Source organism: Enterobacter sp. BNK-29, assembly GCF_048684785.1.
Taxonomy (GTDB): Bacteria; Pseudomonadota; Gammaproteobacteria; order Enterobacterales; family Enterobacteriaceae; genus Enterobacter; species Enterobacter cloacae_M.
This window is the reverse complement of sequence record NZ_JBLQTU010000001.1, coordinates 875,552-896,727: the sequence shown is the minus strand read 5'-3', so window position 1 is coordinate 896,727 and position 21,176 is coordinate 875,552. Positions and strand designations below refer to the sequence as shown.

Below are 21,176 nucleotides of genomic sequence, written 5' to 3'. Positions count from 1 at the left end.
GTTTTATGCAAACCGAACGTATGACCATGGCCCAGGCGCTGGTCCGGTTCCTTAATCAACAGTACGTCAGCGTGGACGGTGACGAAACGCCCTTCGTGGAGGGCGTCGCCACCATATTTGGTCACGGCAACGTGCTCGGTATCGGTCAGGCGCTGGAGCAGGACCCCGGTCATCTTCACATCATGCAGGGCTGCAACGAGCAGGGCATTGCCCATATGGCGACGGGATTCGCCAAACAGCACCGCCGTCAGCGCATTTTTGCCGTCACCTCCTCCGTCGGGCCGGGCGCCGCCAATATGGTCACGGCGGCGGCCACCGCCACGGCAAACCGCATCCCGCTGCTGCTGCTGCCGGGCGATATCTACGCCAGCCGCCAGCCGGACCCGGTGCTGCAGCAGATCGAGCAGTATCACGATCTCAGCATCAGCACCAACGACTGCTTCCGTCCGGTCTCCCGCTACTGGGACCGCATCAACCGCCCCGAGCAGCTGATGAGCGCCATGCTAAGCGCGATGCGAACGCTTACTGACCCCGCCAATACCGGCGCGGTGACCATCTGCCTGCCGCAGGACGTTCAGGGAGAGGCCTGGGACTACCCGCTGAGCTTCTTCGCGCGTCGCGTGCACCATATTGAGCGCCGTCCGCCTGACCCGCAGCGTCTGGCGCAGGCGCGGGCGCTGATCGCCCGCAAGCGTCGTCCGCTGGTGGTGTGCGGCGGCGGCGTGCGCTATTCCGGCGCGCATGAGGCGTTTCGCGAATTTGTCGAGACGCTGCGGCTGCCGTTTGCCGAAACCCAGGCCGGAAAGGGGGCGCTGGTAAGTGACCACCCACTTAACCTGGGCGGCGTAGGAGTGACGGGGGGAATGGCCGCCAACCAGCTTGCGCCGCAGACGGATTTAGTGATTGGCATCGGCACGCGCCTCACCGACTTTACCACCGGCTCCAAGGCGCTCTTTTCCCACCCGGACGTCGAATTCCTGCTGCTGAACGTGGCCGAGTTTGACGCCCTGAAGCTGGACGCGACCGCGCTGATTGCCGATGCCCAAACCGGGCTCCAGGCATTGACCCACGCGCTCGGGGATTACCGCAGCGGCTGGGGAGAGGCGATAGCCGAGGTGAAGTCCGCCTGGCGCGACGAATGCCGCCGCCTGTGGGATCGCCAGTGGCGCCCTGACGACGCGCCCGAAGTGGCAGGGCACATGGACGCGCAGCTGGCGGAATACGGCGAGACGCTCAACACCCGCCTGACCCAGACGCGGGTGCTGGGGCTGATCAACCAGCATACTGAAGATAACGCCATCGTGGTGGGCGCGGCCGGTTCGCTGCCGGGCGATTTACAGCGTCTCTGGCAGGTCAAGACGCCGGACAGCTATCACCTGGAGTACGGCTACTCCTGCATGGGCTACGAGATTGCGGCGGCCCTCGGCGCGAAGCTCGCCAGACCCGAACTGCCGGTGTACGCCATGGTGGGGGATGGCTCCTACATGATGCTGCACTCCGAGCTGCAAACCGCCGTTCAGGAGGGCATTAAGATCACCGTTCTGCTGTTTGATAATGCCAGCTTCGGCTGCATTAACAACCTGCAGATGGGGCACGGTATGGGCAGCTTTGGCACGGAAAACCGTCGGCGCAACCCGGAAACCGGGCGGCTTGACGGGCCGCTGGTGAAGGTCGACTTTGCGCAAAACGCGGAAAGCTACGGCTGCTGCGCGTGGCGGGTGAACGATGAGCAAAGCCTGCTGGCGGCGCTGGAGGCGTCGCGGGCGCATCCCGGCCCGACGCTGCTGGACATCAAGGTGCTGCCGAAGACCATGACCCACGATTACGCCTCGTGGTGGCGAACCGGTGATGCGCAGGTGGCGGCGTCGTCTACCGTGCGTGAAGCCGCCGAGCAAACGCAGGCGCAGGTGAAAAAAGCCCGTCAGTATTGAGTTTTCCTGCCGTAACGAAATTTTCATTTCATTTTTGTTTTCCCCTCACCCTAACCCTCTCCCACAGGGAGAGGGGACGGCTCGGTGTGGTTTTTTACTCCCTCTCCCTGAGGGAGAGGGCCGGGGTGAGGGGAGTTGCCGCACGTTCATCTATGTTGTGAGATTGATAACAAAATTTATCTCATTCATCTCAAAAGTGTTAACCCGCACTCAAAAACATAATTTTCACTATTTATAAAAATGAAATAAATGTTTTATTTATAGGGTCGTTAGTTCACAGCATTCACCAACACCGGGAGCCGTTATGTTTAACATTGCTTTACTGGGCGCTGGCCGAATTGGCCAGGTACATGCAGCTAACATCGCCAGCCACGGCGCGACCACGCTCTGGTCCGTGGTTGACCCGAATCAGGAATTTGCCACCCGTCTCGCCGCGCAGTATCAGGCCCGCCAGCAGAGCCTGAACGAGGCGATGACCGATCCTAACGTTCACGCCGTGCTGATCGCCTCCGCCACCGATACCCACGCGGATCTGATTGAAATGGCCGCCCGCCACGGCAAGGCCATCTTCTGCGAAAAGCCGGTACACCTTGACCTCGCCCGCGTGCGCGACTGCCTGAAGGTGGTCAAAGAGTACGACGTGCCGCTGTTCATCGGCTTCAACCGCCGCTTTGACCCGCAGTTTCGCCGCGTGAAAACCGATGCGCAGGCCGGACGCATCGGCAAACCGGAATCGCTGCTGATCATTTCCCGCGACCCGTCTCCGCCGCCTGCGGAGTACGTGCGCGTCTCCGGCGGCATGTTCCGCGATATGACCATTCACGACTTTGACATGGCCCGCTTCATCATGGGCGAAGAGCCGGTGTCGGTGTATGCCCAGGGCAGCAACCTGGTGGATCCGGCGATTGGCGAGGCGGGGGATATCGATACCGCGTTTATCGTTCTGAAATACGCCTCCGGCGCGATGGCGACCATCGTCAACAGCCGCCGTTCATCTTACGGCTACGACCAGCGCCTGGAGCTGCACGGCTCCGAAGGGCTGCTGTGCGCGGGCAACATTCTTGAAAACCAGGTGCAGCACTACGGCAAACAGGGTTGCACCAGCGCGCTGCCGGAACACTTCTTCCTGCAGCGCTACAAATCCGCTTACGCCGCGGAATGGGAACACTTTGTTGCGGTCCTGCGCGGCGAAGCGGTGCCTGACTGCAGCGGCGATGATGGTGAACGTGCGCTGTACCTTGCGGATAAAGCGCTGGAGTCACTGCGCAGCCAGCGCGAGATCGTCCTCTAAACACAACAACCCTACACAGAGAGACATAATAATGAAAAAACTGATCGTAGCCGCCCTCATCGCCATGACGTCCGGGGCCGCCCTCGCCGAAAACGAGCAAATTGTTTTCAGTACGCCAAACCTGGCCATGCCGTTTGAAGTTCACATGCAGCGCACGGCGGTGAAAGCCGCAAAAGAGATGGGCGTGAAGCTTCAGGTGCTGGACGGACAGGGCAGCTCGCCGAAGCAGGTTGCTGACCTGGAAAACGCCATCACCCGCGGGGCGCAGGGCTTTATCGTCTCCCCGAACGACGTGAACGCGGTCTCCAGCGCGGTGGATGAAATTCAGGATGCAAAGCTGCCGATCGTCACCCTTGACCGCTCCGTCGACAGCCAGAAGAAAGTGCCGCACTTTGGCGCCAACAACTACAAGGGCGGCCAGGCGGTTGGCGACTTCGTTAAAACCAAATTCCCTAACGGCGCGGACATCATTCTCCTCACCGGCCAGCCGGGCTCCTCTTCCAACATTGAACGCACCAAAGGGATCCGCGACAGCCTGAAGGCGGGCGGGGATAAGTACAAGATCGTCGCCGATCAGACCGGCAACTGGATGCGTTCTGAAGGGATGCGCATCGTTGAAAGCGTTCTCCCTTCGCTGCCGAAACGTCCGCAGGTGATCCTCTCCGCCAACGACGATATGGCGCTGGGCGCGATTGAAGCGCTGCAGAGCCAGGGCGTGAAGCCGGGCGAAATCCTCGTGACCGGGTTTGATGCGGTGCCGGAAGCGCTGGCCCGCGTGCGCGACGGCTGGCTGGCGGTAACGGCGGATCAGCGTCCGGGCTTTGCGGTGCAGACGGCGATGAGCCAGCTGGTGGCCAACGTGCGCGAGAAGAAAGCCATTACCGGGGCCGACTATCCGCCGACGCTGATCACCAAAGAGAACCTGCAGCAGGCTGAGCGTATCGGTGAGGCCGGTAACTAATATGTCCCGAGCCGCCTCTGGCGGCTCATCATGAGGAGGAGCAGACTGATGTCGCAACCCTTACTGAAAGTGACCGACCTGGCAAAAAGCTTTTCCGGCGTCTGGGCGCTGAGCAGCGCTCAGCTGACCGTCGGCAGCGGCGAAATTCACGCCCTGCTGGGGGAAAACGGGGCGGGGAAATCCACGCTGCTGAAGGCGCTCGCGGGCGCGCAGCCGCAAACGCGCGGGGATATCTGGTTCAACGGCGAAACGCTGCCGGTGGACGACTCTCCGGTGGAACGCCAGAACAAGGGCATTATCACCATCTATCAGGAGTTCAACCTGCTGCCCAACATGACCGTCGCGGAAAACATGTTTCTCGGGCGCGAGCCGCGCAGGCGTAACCTGATCGTCGACGAAAGGGCGGTCAACCAGGAGGCGCAGGTCATTCTCGATTACCTCCAGCTGAACGTTGCGCCGACCACGCCTGTCGCCCGCCTGAGCGTTGCCCAGCAGCAGATGGTGGAGATCGCCCGGGCGCTGACCCTCAACGCCCGGTTAATCATCATGGACGAACCTTCCGCCGCGCTGAGCGACAGCGAGGTGGAAAGCCTGCACCGCGTGGTGCGGGAGCTTAAAAACCGCGGCGTGAGCATTATTTACGTTACCCACCGTCTGCACGAAGTTTTCCAGCTCTGCGATCGCTTTACCGTTTTCCAGGACGGCCGCTTCACCGGCACCGGCGCGGTGGCGGAGACCAACGTCGAACAGCTGATCCGCCTGATGGTCGGACGCGACGTGGCCTTTAACCGTCGCCCCGCCAGCGAAACCCATCATGAGGACAAACCCGTCCGCCTGGCGGTAAAGGGGCTGAGCCGCGAAAAGCCGCCGCTGGATCCGCACGGCATCGCCCTGCACGACATCAGCTTCCACGTCCACGCCGGGGAAGTTCTGGGCATTGCCGGGCTGGTGGGCGCGGGACGTACCGAAGTGGCCCGCTGCCTGTTTGGCGCTGATGCGTTTACCTCGGGCAGCTTTGAGCTGGACGGCGTGCCGTATCAGCCGCGCGACCCGCTGTATGCCCTCGATCAGGGCGTGGCGCTGGTGCCGGAAGATCGCAAAAAAGAGGGGGCAGTTCTGGGGCTGTCGATTCGCGACAACCTGTCGCTCTCCTGCCTCTCCTCGCTGCTGCAGTGGCGCTGGTTCGTAAACACCCGCAAAGAGGACGATCTGATTGAGTCCTACCGCAAGGCGCTGCAGATCAAAATGGTCAACAGCGCGCAGGAGGTGCGCAAGCTCTCCGGCGGCAACCAGCAAAAGGTGATCCTCGCGCGCTGCATGGCGCTCAACCCGCGGGTGCTGATCGTTGATGAGCCGACGCGCGGCATCGACGTGGGGACCAAATCGGAAGTGCACCAGGTGCTGTTTGACATGGCGAAAAAGGGCGTGGCGGTGATCGTGATCTCCTCCGATCTGCCTGAAGTGATGGCGGTGTCCGACCGGATCATCACCCTCAGCGAAGGCCGGGTGACCGGCGAGATCCACGGTGACGACGCTAACGAAGAACGGCTGATGACGATGATGGCCATCAACCACAACGCCCTGAACGCGGCATAACGGAGTTTCTCATGACGCAGATGATTTCTAAAACGCAGGCCCCGGTCAAACGCGCCGGACGCATCGATCCCATCGCCTTCTTCGAGCGCTTCGGGGTGCTGATTTTCATGATCCTGCTGCTGATCTTCTTCCAGTCGCAGAACAGCAACTTTTTCTCTGAACGCAATATTTTCAACATCCTGACCGAAGTGTCTATCTACGGGATCATGGCCGTGGGGATGACCTTCGTCATTCTGACCGCCGGGATCGACCTCTCCGTGGGCTCCATTCTGGCGGTGTGCGCCATGACCGCGGCGTACGTGATCAAGGGCGACAACTTCACCACCGTCGACCCGAACGCCTGGGGCGGCATGAGCTGGCTGATCGGACTGGGAATTTGTCTGGCGATGGGTACGGCGATTGGCTTCCTGCACGGTCTGGGCGTCACCCGCCTGCGCCTGCCGCCGTTCATCGTCACCCTCGGCGGGATGACCATCTGGCGCGGCCTGACGCTGGTGATTAACGACGGCGCGCCGATCGCCGGTTTCGACCCTGGCTACCGCTGGTGGGGGCGCGGGGAGCTGCTCGGCATCTCCATTCCGATCTGGATCTTCGCCATCGTCGCCCTCGGCGGCTATCTGGCGCTGCATAAAACCCGCTGGGGCCGCTTCGTCTACGCCATCGGCGGTAACCCGGAGGCGGCGCGCCTGGCGGGGGTGAACGTCAAGCGCGTGCTGGTCAGCGTCTACGTGCTGATCGGCTGTCTGGCGGGGCTGGCGGGCTTCATCCTGAGCGCGCGTCTGGGGAGCGCCGAGGCGGTGGCCGGGATCTCCTTTGAACTGCGCGTCATCGCCTCGGTGGTGATCGGCGGCACCTCGCTGATGGGCGGCTACGGGCGCATCGGCGGCACCATTATCGGCTCCATCATCATGGGCATTCTGATTAACGGCCTGGTGCTGATGAACGTCTCGGCCTATTACCAGCAGATTATCACCGGATTAATTATCGTTCTGGCGGTGGCGTTTGACACCTATGCCAAAAGCCGTCGCGGCGCACTGTGAGGATCACGATGAAAGAGGTTCGTATTGGATTAATTGGCACCGGGTATATCGGCAAGGCGCACGCCATTGCCTATGCCCAGGCCCCGACGGTGTTCAACCTGCGCGGCAGGCTGGTGCGCGAGATGGTGGCGGAAGTCACGCCGGAACTGGCGGCAGAGCGCGCGCGGGCGTTTGGCTTCAACCGCTCCACCGGGGACTGGCGGGCGCTGGTGGCCGACCCGGCCATTGACGTGGTGGATATTTGTTCACCCAACCACCTGCATAAGGAGATGGCGCTGGAGGCGATCCGCCACGGCAAGCACGTCTATTCGGAGAAGCCGCTGGCTCTTAACGCCCACGACGCGCGCGAGATGGTCGACGCCGCGAAGCGGGCCGGGGTGAAAACGCTGGTGGGGTTCAACTACATGAAGAACCCGACGGCGCAGCTGGCGAAGGAGATTATCGCCCGCGGCGAGATTGGCGAGGTGATCCACTTCTACGGCACCCACAACGAAGACTATATGGCCGACCCGCTTTCGCCCATTCACTGGCACTGCTTCAAAGAGACCGCCGGGCTGGGGGCGCTGGGCGACCTCGCGGCGCATATCGTCAACATGGCGCAGTACCTGGTCGGGGAGATTGAGCAGGTCTGCGGCGACCTGAAGATCGTGGTCGCGGCGCGCCCGGCGAAGGCCGGATCGTCAGAGATGATTGCCGTCGAAAACGAGGATCAGGCCCACGCGATGGTGCGATTCGCGGGCGGCGCGCAAGGGGTTATTGAAACCTCCCGCGTTGCCTGCGGCCGCAAGATGGGGCTGTCGTACGTCATCACCGGGACGAAAGGCGCCATCAGCTTCACCCAGGAGCGCATGGCCGAGCTGAAGCTCTATCTGCATGACGATCCGGTGAATCGTCAGGGGTTCCGCACCTTGCTCGTCGGCCCGGCGCACCCGGACTACGCCGCGTTCTGCATGGGCGCGGGCCACGGGGTTGGCTTTAACGATCAAAAAACGGTGGAGGTGCGCGACCTGGTGGACGGGATTGCCGCCGACGCGCCGATGTGGCCGGACTTCGAAGAGGGCTGGAAGGTGTCGCGCGTGCTGGACGCGATTGCACTCTCGCACCGGGAAGGCCGCTGGCTGAACGTGAACGACATTGTCTGATGAGGTATCAACGTGGAAAAGCAGTTTGATGTGATATGCATGGGCCGCGTGGCGGTAGACCTCTACAGTCAGCAGATTGGTGCCCGCCTGGAGGACGCGTCGAGCTTCGCCAAATATCTCGGCGGGTCGTCGGGTAACGTGGCGTACGGCACCGCGCGTCAGGGTTTACGTTCGTCGATGCTGGCGCGCGTCGGCGATGAACATATGGGCCGCTTCCTGCGGGAAGAGCTCAACCAGGTGGGCTGCGATACCAGCCATCTGATTACCGATAAACAACGCCTCACGGCGCTGGTGCTCCTCGGCATTAAAGACCGGGACACCTTTCCACTGATTTTTTATCGCGATAACTGCGCGGATATGGCGATTACCGCCAGCGATGTGGACGAAAGCTACATTGCCTCCGCACGTTGTCTTGCCATCACCGGGACTCATCTTTCTCATCCGCAGACCCGAGAGGCGGTGCTGACGGCGCTGGGCTATGCCCGCCGTCACGGCGTGCGCACGGTGCTGGACATCGACTATCGTCCGGTGCTGTGGGGGCTCACCGCCTTAGGCGACGGGGAAACGCGCTTTATCGCCGCCGATAAGGTCACCCGCGAGCTGCAGGAGGTTCTGCACCTCTTCGACGTCATTGTCGGCACCGAAGAGGAGTTTCACATTGCGGGCGGCAGCACGGATACCCTCCAGGCGCTGGAGCAGGTGCGCGCCGTCAGTGACGCAGCGCTGGTCTGCAAACGCGGCGCGCTCGGCTGCTCGGTCTATACCGACGCCATTCCGTCCCGGCTGGACGACGGTCTGACGGTGACCGGGGTGCGCGTGGAGGTGCTGAACGTCCTCGGGGCGGGGGACGCGTTTATGTCCGGCCTACTGCGCGGCTACCTGAACGACGAGGGCTGGGAGCAGGCGTGCCGCTACGCCAACGCCTGCGGCGCGCTGGTGGTCTCGCGCCACGGCTGCGCCCCGGCGATGCCGAGCAAAATCGAGCTGGATGACTATCTCTCCCGCGCTGCGGATGTGCCGCGCCCGGATCTCGACCCGCGTCTTAACCATCTCCACCGGGTGACCACCCGACGCCGCGAATGGCCGGAGCTGTGCGTGATGGCCTTCGACCACCGCAGCCAGCTCGAGGATATGGCGATGCAGTGCGGCGCGTCGCTTAAGCGCATTCCGGCGCTGAAGCAGCTGATCCTCCAGGCCAGCCGCGAGGCGGCGAGCCGCGCCGGGCTGGAGGGCAAAGCCGGCCTGCTGTGCGACGGCACCTTTGGTCAGGACGCGCTGAACGCGATCACCGGGGAAGGGTGGTGGATTGGTCGTCCCATCGAGCTGCCGGGCTCCCGGCCGCTGGAGATGGAGCACGGCAACATCGGTACCCAGCTTATCAGCTGGCCGCAGGAGCACGTGGTGAAGTGCCTGGTCTTTTTCCATCCGGAAGACGCTCACGGCCTGCGCCTGGAGCAGGAGCAGAAAATCGCCGAGGTGTACCACGCCTGCTGCCGGTCCGGGCACGAGCTGCTGCTGGAGGTGATCCTGCCCGCCAGCATGCCGCGCAGCGACGAGCTCTACCTGCGCGCCATCTCGCGCTTCTACAACCTCGGCATTTACCCGGACTGGTGGAAGCTGCCGCCGCTCTCCGCCGACGGCTGGACGGCGCTGAGCGAGATTATCGAACGCCGGGACCCGCACTGCCGCGGGGTGGTGATCCTCGGCCTGGACGCCCCGGCGGAACAGCTGCGCGCCGACTTCAAGGCCGCAGCGGGGCAGACGGTAGTGAAAGGCTTCGCCGTGGGGCGCACGCTGTTTGGCGATGCCTCCCGCGCGTGGCTGAAGCACGATATTGACGATGCGCAGCTGGTAGCGCGCATCCGGGACAACTACCTGCAGCTTATCGCCTGGTGGCGCGAGCGCGGACACGCATAATGGAGACGACAATGAGTGTGCAATTAGGCATTAACCCGCTGACGTGGACGAACGACGATCTGCCTTCTCTCGGCGCGGAAACGTCGCTGGAGACCTGTCTGAGCGAAGGGAAAGAGGCCGGTTTTGCCGGCTTCGAGCTGGGCAATAAATTCCCGCGCGAAGCGCGCCTGCTTGGCCCCATCCTGCAGCGTCACGACCTGCAGCTGGTGTCCGGCTGGTACTCCGGCCGCCTGCTGGAGCGCAGCGTGGAGGAGGAGATCGCCGCCGTGCAGTCCCACCTGACGCTGCTGCGCGAGCTGGGGGCGAAGGTGCTGGTCTTTGCGGAAGTGAGCGGCTGCATTCACGGCGAGCAGCAGACCCCGGTGCATCTGCGCCCGCGCTTCCCGCAGGAACGCTGGAAGGAGTACGGCGAGAAGCTCACCGAATTTGCCCGCTATACGCAGCAGCAGGGCGTGCAGATTGCCTACCATCACCATATGGGCACGGTGATTGAGTCCGCCGAGGACGTGGACAACCTGATGACTCACACCGGGGAGGCGGTCGGACTGCTGCTGGATACCGGCCATCTGACCTTTGCCGGAGCCGATCCGCTGGCGGTGGCGCAGCGCTGGGCGTCGCGCATCAATCACGTTCACTCTAAAGACGTGCGTGCCGACGTGCTGGCGGACGTGAAAAACCGCAAAACCAGCTTCCTCGATGCGGTGCTGAGCGGCGTGTTTACCGTGCCGGGCGACGGCTGCGTCGATTACCCACCGATTATGCGGCTGCTGAAGGCGCAGGATTATCACGGCTGGCTGGTGGTCGAGGCCGAGCAGGATCCGGCGATTGCCCATCCGCTGACCTACGCCCGTCTGGGGTATAACAACCTGAGCCGCCTGGCGCGCGACGCAGGACTGATTTAAGGAGGGAGCATGTCACGTCTGTTATCACGCTGGCAGCAGCCGAACGCGGAGGGGCGCACCCAGTCCGTCACGCCGGAAAGCGCGGGGTGGGGCTACGTCGGCTTTGAGGCGTATGAGCTGCAGGAGGGGCAGACGCTGACGCTGCCCGCCGTCAGCGAAGAGCGCTGCCTGGTGCTGGTCGCCGGGCGGGCCTCCATCCGCACGCCTTCCGCGCAGTTTAACGACATCGGCGAGCGGATGAGCCCCTTCGAGCGTATCAAGCCGTGGGCGGTGTACGTCGCCCCGCAGGAGTCGGTGCAGGTGAAGGCGCTGACGACGCTGGAGCTGGCGGTCTGCGCCGCGCCGGGCAAAGGCACGTATCCGACGCGGCTGATTGCGCCGCAGGATATCGACGGCGAGGCGCGAGGCAAGGGGCACAACCAACGCTACGTGCACAACATTCTGCCGGAAGACAAACCCGCCGACAGCCTGCTGGTGGTGGAGGTGTGGACCAGTGAGGGCTGCACCAGCTCGTACCCGAGCCACAAGCACGACACGGATAACCCGCCTCAGGAGACCTACCTGGAGGAGACCTACTACCATCGCCTTAACCCGGAGCAGGGGTTCTGCATGCAACGCGTCTACACCGACGACAGAACGCTGGATGAGTGTATGGCGGTCTATAACCGTGACGTGGTGATGGTGCCGAAGGGCTACCACCCGGTGGCGACGATGGCCGGGTATGACAGCTACTACCTCAACGTGATGGCCGGCCCTGTGCGCAAATGGATGTTCACCTGGGAAGAGGACCACGCGTGGATTAATCGGGATTATCCCGCGGACAGCGGTGGCTAGCGCGGGTTGGCCACCAGAACACCAGCGCCAGCAGGCTGACCGAGGCGCCAAGCAGGCAGACGCCCGGCCAGCCGGCACAGGCATACGTCATCGTTGTGCCGAGCGCGCCGAGCCCGCTGCCGACGGCATAAAACAGCATGTAAAGCCCGACCAGCCGGCTGTGCGCCTCGGGACGGGTGCGAAAAATCATACTCTGATTAGTGACGTGCAGCGCCTGACCGCCCAAATCGAGCAGTATGATGCCGATAAGCAAGATCCCGAGTGAACGGTCCATCAGCGACAAGGGCCACCAGGCTAACAGTAAGATACTCAGCGCCGCCGCGCTGGTGCGTTGGGCATATCCCCGATCGGCCCAGCGTCCTGCCCGGCCAGCCGCCAGCGCGCCCACCGCGCCAGCCAGCCCAAACGCGCCAATCGCTGTATGCGAAAAGTTAAACGGCGGTGCGCTCAGCGGCAGCACCAGCGCGCTCCAGAAAATGTTGAACGATGCAAACATCAGCAGCGCCAGCACGCCGCGTATCTGCAGCACTTTTTCCTGCCGCAGCAGCGTGAGCATTGAGCCAATCAGGCGCGGATAGCTCATCGTGGCAGTGACGGCTGGCAGGGTGGGGAGTCGCCACCACAGAGGTAACGCAATCATGAGCATCAGCGCGGCAGCGCAAAGATAAACCCCGCGCCAGCCCGCGATATCGCTGATGCCACCGGCAAAGACGCGAGCGAGCAGCAAACCTGTGAACACGCCGCCCTGTGCCGCGCCGACAACGCGTCCCTGCTCATGGGGCGACGCGGCGCTGGCGGCGTAGGCGATCAGCCCCTGCGTCATGGCCGTGCCCAACATACCGGTCGCAAGCATACCGATCAGCAGCGCTGAAGAGGACTGTGCCATGCTGACGGAAACCAGCGCCACCACCAGAGCAATCAGCTGTACTGCCATGAGTCGTCGACGATCCACTTTGTCACCCAGAGGAACGACAAGCAAAAGAGCCAGCGCGCAGCCAATTTGTGTCGCGGTCACCACGCCACCCACGGCCGCATGGCTGATGCCGAAATCGTTCGCCAGCGCGTCAAGCAAAGGCTGGGCGTAATAGACGTTTGCCACGCTTAGGCCGCTGGCGGTGGCGAACAGCCAGACCATGCTGCGCGGCATGTCGGCTGAAGGAAGGGCTGACGACAGTGACATATTCAAAATCCTCGCCTTTGATAATCTGGTTTTAAAATGAAACTGGTTGAATGCTAGGCGATGCAGTTTTAAAATGCAACTAGTTATAGGGTGGCCTTTGCGAGGAAAACAGGTAATGTCCCGAAATCCGGTAAAAGAGGAATATTGTCCCGTTGCCCGCAGCGTTGACCTGCTCGGGGATCGCTGGTCGCTTCTTATTGTGCGTAATGCGTTTGACGGCATGACGCGCTTCGGGGATTTTCAGCGCAGCCTTGGGGTGGCGCGCAACATCCTTTCTGACCGGCTTCGCAAGCTGGTTGAGGCAGAAATCCTGACGTTACAGGGAGCATCGGACGGCACGGCTTATCAGGAATATGTTCTGACCGACAAAGGCGAACGTCTTTTCCCCGTGATCGTGGCGCTGCGTCAGTGGGGAGAGCAAAATCTGTTTGCGCAGGGCGAGCGTCACTCGCTGCTGGTCGACAGGCGGACGGGCAGGCCGGTTCCCTTTATGGCGCCAGCAGCGCATGACGGCACTGCGCTGCTGCCGATGGATACGGAAGTGCAGAAGATCGAATGAGTCACTCCGGTTAATTACCGCTTATCGCCTGCTCAATCGTCCGGGCAACGATCTGCGGCTGGCTCACCATCGACACGTGGCTTGCCGCCACCTCGGCGGTTTTCGCATGGATCGTCTTCGCCATCGCCCGTTCAAGATCGGGGTTGATCATACGGTCATTCTTGCTGACCACATACCAGCTCGGTTTATCATGCCACGCCGCGTGGGCGACCTTTTCACCAAACGCCTCGGCCTTAATCGGCCCCTGCGTGGCTGCAATCGTATCTTGAATGTCTGGCTTCACGTCAGGCGCGAAGTCCTTTCTGACGGCTCCTGTCGGCAGGTATAAATAGCCGTCCGCCGTTTTAGCAATGCCCGCGCTGCCCGGCGGGGCAGGATAGCTTCCTGCCAGATCCGCCGTCGACTGGCCGGAATCCGGCGCGAACGCCGCCACATACACCAGCGATTTTACCCGCGCATCGTTGCCCGCCTCGCTAATCACGGTACCTCCCCAGGAGTGGCCCACCAGCACCACGTTACCCTGGGCACGGGCGATGGCCCGCCGCGTGGCCGCAACGTCATCCTTAAGCGACGTGAGCGGGAGCTGGACGGCAATGACCTCGGCGTGCTGCTTCTGCAACAGGGTAATCACCTTATTCCAACTGCTGCCGTCGGCAAACGCGCCGTGGACCAGCACGACGCTGGTTTTACTCTGCGCAAAGGCGCTGGCGGAAAGCGCCAGCAGGCCTGCCGTCACTACAGACAGTGCTTTCATCTTCAGACTCCTTAGAAGTGGTGGACCGCCGCGTGGGGCGGGACGGTGAATTCAACGGTTTTGTGGTCGAGCGGCTTGTGCGTCGGGTCGGCCAGAATAATTGTCACCTTGTGTTTACCGGCGGGCAGACCCACCAGGATCACCGGCTCTCCGCTGGCGTCAGCCCAGTGCCAAGGCGCGTCATCCACCACCACGTGAATGTGACCGATGCGCGGGGCAACCTTGAGCGCTTCGGGGCCGAATACCGGCTCGATGCGCAGGTTTTCGGCACGGTACTGGATAAACACCGCGCCTTTGCTCAGCGGCCCGGCAAGCGGGGGATCGACTATCAGCTTTGCGGGCGGCTGCGGCTGAGCCAGCGGCGCAACGGCGGCGGGGCCGTTCACGTCCGCGGCGCTCAGGTTGTCCAGCGGCGTGGCCCGGGCATGGGCTACAGATGCCAGGACAAGCAGGGGGATAAGTGCATAACGACGAATCATGGGTTCTCTCCTCATCGGTTCTGAATGGCGACAGGGAAAGAAAACCATTTTTATGTATCGGAGATATTTGCCGGAGGCGGCGTTTTGTACCCGTTTGTCAGCGTGGCGCTCTGGATACAGTGCGATACAGTTTGCCTGCGTGGACGGTGCACAATCGCTATCGCCAGCCCGGCAATCACCAGCGTCAGCCCCGTTGAAACCCACATTGCACCCGCGATCCCCAGCGTTTTATTCAGCCACGCATAGGCAAACGGTGAGGCTGCCGCCATCAGCTGGCCGGGGATAAGCAGCATGCCCGTGCGGCGGGCATAGCTTTCGGTGCTAAACAGTTCGAGCGGCAGGGTGGCTTTCACAATGGTGACCAGCCCGTTGATGGCGCCGTAGCCCAGCACAAACCCGGCTGCACACCACATAAACAGGGCGCTGCTTATCCCCAGTAGAAAGCAGAGCGGCATGGCGAGCGCGGTAAAAAGCGTGAGTTTGAAGGGGGTTAAGCGGGCACCCGCCAGCACTTCCAGCGAGCGGGCGCCCGTCTGGCCGATCCCCCATAGCATGCCGATGGCGACCGGCAGGCCGAAGTGGGCAATAAACTCCGGCAGATGGGTGGACGTGCCGTTAGAGACAAAGGTGATGAGGGCAATGAAGGCGGCATAAAGCCAGGCGTTACGCCGCTCGTTGTTCAGCGGCGGCGCGGCGACCATTGTCGTCACCGTCAGCCTGTGCCGGGGAAGCGTTCGAATCAGCATCGCGCTCAACAGGCCGAAGAGAGCGTAGACGCGCAGCGCCTCCTGCCAGCTCATGACCTGAAGCAGGGCATCGCCCAGCGGCCAGAAAACGGCGGAGGCCAGCCCGCCCGCCAGCGTGACGCGTGAGATTGTTCTTCGCGCCTGCTGCCCGTAGAGGTTTACCAGCGCGGCGAACAGCGCGTCGTACAGCGACAGGCGCATCCCTACGCCGCCGATAAGCCAGGCGCAGTACCAGCCAAAAAGCGTCTGGGTATACGCCATTCCTGCGCAGCTTGCGGCGATCAGCAACGTGCCGCTCATCACCACTTTCTGACCGCCAAAGCGTGCCAGCAGGCGGGCGACAAACGGAGAAACCGCCGCCATCACCAGCATCGCCAGCGTCAGGCCGAGGTAAATCTGCGGTGATGACCATCCCCGGTCGGCTGAAATCGCCAGCGCAAAGGTGCCGGGCATATAAAACGAAATCCCCCAGTTGATGAGCTGATTACATCCCGCCGTGAGGGCGAGGCGGCGTGGCAGGGCGGGTGTTTCCATTGTTTTTCATTCCGTTATGCAGTTGTCCTGAGCATAACTCGCGCGCTATTGTGCTGGCAGGGCAGCAACCTTATGCGCGGTATAAGAGAAACTTTGAATGACAACGCTTAATTTGGGCTATCTCGCCACGTTCCGCCTGGTGATCCAGCGCGGCAGCTTTTCAGCGGCAGCGGATGTGCTGGGTATTTCCCAGCCCGCCGTCAGCCTGCAAATACGTCAGCTGGAGCAGTTTCTGCAAACGCGGCTGGTGGAGCGTACCGGGCGAGGGATTAAGGCTACGGCTGCCGGGCAGGCGTTGCTGGCGCATGGGGAGCGTATTCAGCAGTCGGTGGATGCCGCCATCCGGTCCGTGAGCGCATTCAGCCACGATGTGAGCGGCACCATTACGCTTGGCACGGGGGCAACGGCCTGCATCCATCTTCTGCCGCCGCTGCTGGAGAAGCTGCGCCAGGACTATCCGCTCCTGAGCGTGGGGGTGACGACGGGCAACACCCTCGATATCGTCAGGGCCATCGAAGAGAATCGCCTCGATATGGGGCTGGTGACGCTGCCGGTGAGTGGCAGAGCGCTGGACGTCATGCCGGTGATGGACGAAGAGTTTGTTTTTATCGCGTCGCGGGAGCAGCAGGACGCTTTCAGGGACTTTACCCCGGAGGCGCTGCACGCTCAGCCGCTGATTGCCTTTGAATCAGGCAGCGGTACCCGGGCGCTGATCGATGGCTGGTTTGCGGCTAATGGATTAGCGATCGCACCGGTGATGCAGCTTGGCAGCATCGAGGCGATCAAACGCATGGTTCGCGCGGGGCTGGGCTACAGTATTGTGCCGCGAATGGCGGTCGAACAGGATGCCGATTGCGAAGGGCTATGCGTGATGTCGCTTACGCCCATGCTGCAGCGGCAGCTGGCGGTGGTAATGCGACAGGATAAAATCCTCAGCAAAGGGATCGCGGCCATTATTCGGCTCGTGCAGCATCCTGCGGCTGTTTAGCGATCGGTGGTGTCGACGGTCAGGCTGGATTGCTGCGACTGGGTTTTGTCCTGATGGTGGTACCAGGCGCCAATTGAAGAGTAAACGAAGCGGCCAAAGAAAAACAGGAAGCTGATGAGCAGTATGATGCGGGTCATTCGGGTATTAAATTGATGTCGTTTTCGCATACGCGTGACCTGACTCACTCTGTTTTTCCTGGATAAGCCCTTTTGGGCGACAAGGATATTAAGGCACAGCGGGAAGATGGGGTCAATTCTGAAGTGTGTAAATAACCGTCAATGTTTACATTGATTAATGTTATTGAAATTAATTAATGCATTTACCATATTGATAATATGAAGAAAATAATTTCAAAAAAACGCCGCAAAAAGTTATTTGCGTAAAGTAGTTTGATTTAAGTCAACGGCTTCCCGGCCCTGATATTTAAAATCCTTCCTCCATACTGTTCGCCCCGCACGCCGCCGGGCGGCGCGTACGTCAGGTTGGATGCCTGTCTTTATTTTCCCTCTGGAGCGAAAGGGGTTTAACCGGGCATCTATGAACATTCTGGCTTTCCTGAAAAAAAATGAAAACCGCTGGTGGGCATTACCGCTTATTTTGCCTGTGGTTTTACTTCCCGTGCTGAGCATCGCGAATACATTCACGCAGCTGGGCGACGGCATTGCGGCACTCTATTATTTACCCCTCTCATTTTTGCTTTCGCTGATGATGTTCTTTGGCCTGGAAGCGCTGCCCGGGATCGTATTGTCGCTGTTTATCCGCTATTACCCGTCGGTCGGGATGTTTGAAACCGTCGCGGGGATCCTCCATTTTGTCGTCCCTTTAGTGCTCAGCTGGGGTGGCTACCGGGTGTTTGCGCCCAGACGGAATATGACCGCGTACGGCGACGTGCGGCTGATGGCGCAGCGCATCTTCTGGCAGGCGTTCTGCCCCGCGACGCTATTTCTGGTGCTATTTCAGTTTGCGGTGTATTTAGGCGTGTATGAGAGCCGTCAGAGCCTTGCGGGATTAAATCCCCTCAATATTCGCACGCTCATCAACTATCAGACGCTGCTGGTCAGCGGGCTAACGGGCGTGCCGCTGAGCTATCTGCTGATCCGCCTGCTTCGACATCCGCGCTATATCAAAAGCCTTCTCTCGCAGATCCGTTCCGAGATAGACAAAAAGGTGACGGTCGTTGAGTTGCTGGTGTGGGCTATCGCGCTTGGCGGGCTGCTTTCGCTGCTGCTGATTCCGATGAATGAGAACAGCTCCATTTTCACCACCAACTACACTCTTTCCCTGCTGATGCCGGTGATGCTCTGGGGCGCGATGCGTTTTGGCTATAAGCTGATTTCGCTTATCTGGACGCCGATACTGCTGGTGTCTATTCACTATTTTTACCGCTATATCCCGGTAAATCCGGGGTATGACATTCAGCTGGCGATCACCTCTTCCAGTTACCTGGTCTTCTCCTTCGTGGTGATTTATATGTCGATGCTGGCAACACGGCAGCGCGCGGCGAACAAACGCTCCCGCAGGCTGGCGCTGCTCGACCCGGTCGTCCATATGCCTAACCTGCGGGCGCTGTCGCGCGATTTGGCGAAAAATCCGTGGTCGGCGCTCTGCCTGCTGCGCATTCCTGAGCTGGAAATTCTGGGCCGAAATTACGGCGTGTTGCTGCGGATTCAGTACAAGCAGCAGCTGGCGCAGTGGGTGAATGGCATTCTCCAGCCCAATGAGCTGGTATATCACCTGACCGGGTATGATCTGGCGGTACGGCTCAACGCGGAATCGCACCAGCAGCGGATTGAAGCCCTGGACGAGCATATCAAGCAGTTCCGCTTTGTCTGGGACGGCATGCCGCTGCAGCCGCAGGTGGGCGTGAGCTATTGTTATGTCCGGTCCCCGGTTAACCATCTTTATCTGGTGCTGGGCGAGCTGGGCGTGGTTGCCGACCTGTCGCTCTCCTCCAACCATCCGGAAAATCTTCAGCAGCGTGGGGCCGTCAATTTGCAGCGCAACCTGAAGGATAAAGTCGCGATGATGAGCCGCCTGCAAAAGGCGCTTGATAACGACGAATTCACCCTGCTGGTTCAACCCGTTCGCGGCATGCGTGGCGATTGCTATCACGAAGTCCTGCTCCGGATGCCGGATATAAACGGGCTATTGATCTCCCCCGACCAGTTCCTGCCCGTCGCGCAGGAGTTTGGTCTCTCTTCCCGTGTAGATTTGTGGGTGCTGGAGCACACCCTGCGCTTCCTGGCCGCGCATCGCGAAAGACTGCCCGGCCAGCGCTTTGCCATTAATCTGGCCCCGTCGACCGTGTGTCGGGTGCAGTTTCCGCTTGAGGTGAGCCGCCTGCTGGCGAAATACGCCATTGAGCCGTGGCAGCTGATCTTCGAAGTGACGGAGTGCAGCACCTTCTGCAACGCGGAGCAGGGGCTCCACATCCTTCGGCAGCTGCAGAAAATGGGGGTGCGTATAGCGATTGATGATTTTGGCACCGGCTATGCGAGCTATGCGCGGCTGAAAAGCGTGGACGCGGATATTCTCAAGATTGACGGCAGCTTTATTCGCAATATCGTCAACAACAGCCTGGATTATCAGATTGTGGCGTCTATCTGCCATCTGGCGCGCATGAAGAAGATGCTGGTGGTGGCGGAGTATGTCGAAAGCGAAGAGATACGTAGCGCGGTTCACGCGCTAGGCATCGATTATGTGCAGGGTTATCTGATTGGCAGGCCGGCACCGCTTGAGTCACTGCTGGAAGCAGAGGCGTCCACCGCGGACGCCTGAGCCGTTACGCGGCGACGTCGGCGCTCTCTTCTTCAATTTTGAGCAGCCAGCCGGTGACCGCTTCCCAGTACTGCTGCTCTTTTTCCAGGTCCAGCAGGACCAGCGCGTTCTGACTGAACCAGTCGTGCGGGAAGCTCAGCGTCCAGTGATGGTCGTCGGTTTTCAGCTTCAGCGTAGGCGGCGTGGTGGTGGCCTGACGCTGGTTATTGAGCAGCACGCCCAGACGCAGCAGCTGAATAAGCGGCAGGAACTGTTTTTTCTTGAACAGCGTAAAGCGCGGCAGGTCGTCGAGCTTGATGGCCTTGCGGTGATAACGCACCAGGGTCGCCATCATGGTTTGCTGCTCCTGGTTGAAGCCAGGCAGATCGCTGTTTTGCAGAATATAGGCCGAATGGCGGTGCATCCCGCTGTGGTTTATGTTCAGCCCCACCTCGTGCAGCATCGCGGCCCATTTCAACAGCGCGGCAAGCTGCGGGTGCGCGAGCTTCGGATTCTGCTCCTGCCACTGTTCGTACATCTGTACCGTGGTGTCCAGCACGCGCTTCGCCTGTTCACGGTCGATGTTGTACTGGTTGGCCAGGCTTTGCGCGGTTCGGCTGCGAATATCCTGATGGCGGAAACGGCCTTCCATCTCATACAGCACGCCTTCACGCAGCGCGCCGTCCGACAGACGCAGCTCTTTTATGGCGAGGGCATCAAACACGCCGCAGAGAATCGCCAGCCCCGGCACGAATACCGCTTTACGCTCGTCGGAAAGACCCGGCAGGCTTAAGGCGTCAAAACTTTTATGCTTCAGCACTTCTTCGGTCAGCAACGTCAGGCGTTCGGGCGTAATAAAACCGTCTTTTTCACCCATTGCCAGCAGCACTTCATGCGCCGCCTTGATGGTGCCCGACGCCCCCAGCGCCACGTTCCAGCCCTGAATACGGTACTGCCAGGCCAGGTTTTCCAGCTTCTGGACAGCCGCCATACGCGCGCGCTGGAAGTTCTCGCGTGTAATGGTGCCGCCCGGGAAATACATCTGCGCGAAGCTGACGCAGCCCATACGGCGGCTTTCCACCAGGCGCGGCTCAAAGTCTTCGCCGATCACCAGCTCCGTTGAGCCACCGCCGATATCGATAACCAGCTTGCGTCCTTTTTCCGGCTGGGTGTGCTCAACGCCCATGAAAATCAGACGCGCTTCCTCGTTGCCGGAGATGATCTCAATCGGGTAGGGGATCACTTTTTCGGCCCGCTTGAGGAACTCCGGGGCGTTCAGGGCCTGGCGCAGGGTGTGGGTGCCCACGATGCACACGCTGGAGGGCGAGAAGCCCTGCAGGCGTTCAGCAAACAGCGACAGGCAGTTTAACCCGCGCTCCATCGCCTCTTCGCTGAGCATGCTGCGTTCATCAAGACCATCCGCCAGGTGTACGCGCTGCTTCAGACGACCGATGATCTGCAGCGCGCCATCCACCTCACGGGCGATGACCATGTGGAAACTGTTAGAGCCAAGGTCGACCGCGGCGAATTCCTGCGGGCGTGGGGTCTTATCATTTATCGGCATA

General features: G+C 61.1%; 18 protein-coding genes. 12 read left to right on the top strand and 6 right to left on the bottom strand.

The features are described 5' to 3' along the window. The first annotated feature begins 5 nt into the window (after positions 1-5). From iolD to iolB, 9 genes are all read left to right on the top strand, one after another. The gene (iolD, locus tag ACMGGX_RS04150) at positions 6-1,931 is read left to right on the top strand and encodes a 3D-(3,5/4)-trihydroxycyclohexane-1,2-dione acylhydrolase (decyclizing) (protein WP_420298086.1); all 1,926 of its coding nucleotides are present in this window, start codon (positions 6-8) and stop codon (positions 1,929-1,931) included. 304 nt (positions 1,932-2,235) lie between these two features. Continuing rightward, a complete protein-coding gene (iolG, locus tag ACMGGX_RS04145) occupies positions 2,236-3,222 on the top strand; it encodes an inositol 2-dehydrogenase (protein ID WP_038417345.1) in 987 nt (328 codons plus the stop codon). Positions 3,223-3,253: 31 nt separating this feature from the next. After that, the gene (locus ACMGGX_RS04140; protein WP_023333011.1) at positions 3,254-4,183 is read left to right on the top strand and encodes a sugar ABC transporter substrate-binding protein; all 930 of its coding nucleotides are present in this window, start codon (positions 3,254-3,256) and stop codon (positions 4,181-4,183) included. A 48-nt stretch (positions 4,184-4,231) separates the two neighbouring features. Continuing rightward, entirely contained in the window at positions 4,232-5,779 is a 1,548-nt protein-coding gene (locus ACMGGX_RS04135) for a sugar ABC transporter ATP-binding protein (protein WP_023308787.1), read from the top strand. Positions 5,780-5,790: 11 nt separating this feature from the next. Continuing rightward, on the top strand, positions 5,791-6,819 hold the full coding sequence (locus ACMGGX_RS04130) for an ABC transporter permease (RefSeq protein ID WP_023308786.1): 1,029 nt from the start codon (positions 5,791-5,793) through the stop codon (positions 6,817-6,819). A gap of 8 nt (positions 6,820-6,827) precedes the next feature. Further along, positions 6,828-7,961: a Gfo/Idh/MocA family protein gene (locus ACMGGX_RS04125; protein ID WP_420298085.1), complete on the top strand. Its 1,134-nt coding sequence runs from the start codon at positions 6,828-6,830 to the stop codon at positions 7,959-7,961. 12 nt (positions 7,962-7,973) lie between these two features. Beyond that, positions 7,974-9,878, top strand: coding sequence for a bifunctional 5-dehydro-2-deoxygluconokinase/5-dehydro-2-deoxyphosphogluconate aldolase (locus ACMGGX_RS04120; RefSeq protein WP_063440004.1), 1,905 nt, complete (start codon positions 7,974-7,976; stop codon positions 9,876-9,878). Positions 9,879-9,889: 11 nt separating this feature from the next. Continuing rightward, positions 9,890-10,780, top strand: a complete 891-nt coding sequence (gene iolE / locus ACMGGX_RS04115) for a myo-inosose-2 dehydratase (RefSeq protein WP_420298084.1) — start codon at positions 9,890-9,892, stop codon at positions 10,778-10,780. Between the two features lie 9 nt (positions 10,781-10,789). After that, positions 10,790-11,614 carry a 5-deoxy-glucuronate isomerase gene (gene iolB, locus ACMGGX_RS04110; protein ID WP_420298083.1) on the top strand — a complete coding sequence of 275 codons (825 nt, stop codon included), beginning with the start codon at positions 10,790-10,792 and terminating at the stop codon, positions 11,612-11,614. Here the strand turns inward: iolB and ACMGGX_RS04105 are convergent. After that, positions 11,580-12,794, bottom strand: coding sequence for an MFS transporter (locus tag ACMGGX_RS04105; protein WP_348561622.1), 1,215 nt, complete (start codon positions 12,792-12,794; stop codon positions 11,580-11,582). The genes iolB and ACMGGX_RS04105 overlap by 35 nt on opposite strands. A gap of 115 nt (positions 12,795-12,909) precedes the next feature. Between ACMGGX_RS04105 and ACMGGX_RS04100 the strand changes: the two genes are divergently transcribed. Further along, positions 12,910-13,353 carry a helix-turn-helix domain-containing protein gene (locus tag ACMGGX_RS04100; protein WP_348561621.1) on the top strand — a complete coding sequence of 148 codons (444 nt, stop codon included), beginning with the start codon at positions 12,910-12,912 and terminating at the stop codon, positions 13,351-13,353. A gap of 10 nt (positions 13,354-13,363) precedes the next feature. On the opposite strand, the gene ACMGGX_RS04095 is transcribed toward ACMGGX_RS04100, so the two are convergent. The 3 genes from ACMGGX_RS04095 to ACMGGX_RS04085 are packed head-to-tail and all read right to left on the bottom strand — an operon-like array spanning position 13,364 to position 15,866. Next, positions 13,364-14,107: an alpha/beta hydrolase gene (locus tag ACMGGX_RS04095; RefSeq protein ID WP_348561620.1), complete on the bottom strand. Its 744-nt coding sequence runs from the start codon at positions 14,105-14,107 to the stop codon at positions 13,364-13,366. A gap of 11 nt (positions 14,108-14,118) precedes the next feature. Beyond that, positions 14,119-14,586, bottom strand: coding sequence for a DUF6130 family protein (locus tag ACMGGX_RS04090; RefSeq protein ID WP_348561618.1), 468 nt, complete (start codon positions 14,584-14,586; stop codon positions 14,119-14,121). Positions 14,587-14,636: 50 nt separating this feature from the next. Further along, on the bottom strand, positions 14,637-15,866 hold the full coding sequence (locus tag ACMGGX_RS04085; protein ID WP_348561616.1) for an MFS transporter: 1,230 nt from the start codon (positions 15,864-15,866) through the stop codon (positions 14,637-14,639). Between the two features lie 97 nt (positions 15,867-15,963). Between ACMGGX_RS04085 and ACMGGX_RS04080 the strand changes: the two genes are divergently transcribed. Then, positions 15,964-16,854 (top strand): LysR family transcriptional regulator, encoded by an 891-nt coding sequence (locus ACMGGX_RS04080; RefSeq protein WP_348561614.1) that lies wholly within the window; start codon positions 15,964-15,966, stop codon positions 16,852-16,854. Here ACMGGX_RS04080 and ACMGGX_RS04075 read toward each other — a convergent pair. After that, positions 16,851-17,021, bottom strand: a complete 171-nt coding sequence (locus ACMGGX_RS04075) for a YfgG family protein (RefSeq protein ID WP_023308775.1) — start codon at positions 17,019-17,021, stop codon at positions 16,851-16,853. The two genes, ACMGGX_RS04080 and ACMGGX_RS04075, sit on opposite strands and share 4 nt — an antisense overlap. 370 nt (positions 17,022-17,391) lie before the next feature. Between ACMGGX_RS04075 and ACMGGX_RS04070 the strand changes: the two genes are divergently transcribed. Further along, on the top strand, positions 17,392-19,632 hold the full coding sequence (locus ACMGGX_RS04070) for an EAL domain-containing protein (protein WP_420298082.1): 2,241 nt from the start codon (positions 17,392-17,394) through the stop codon (positions 19,630-19,632). Positions 19,633-19,636: 4 nt separating this feature from the next. Here ACMGGX_RS04070 and ppx read toward each other — a convergent pair whose 3' ends face one another. Continuing rightward, positions 19,637-21,175, bottom strand: a complete 1,539-nt coding sequence (gene ppx / locus ACMGGX_RS04065) for an exopolyphosphatase (protein WP_023308773.1) — start codon at positions 21,173-21,175, stop codon at positions 19,637-19,639. Between the last annotated feature and the right edge of the window lies 1 nt (position 21,176).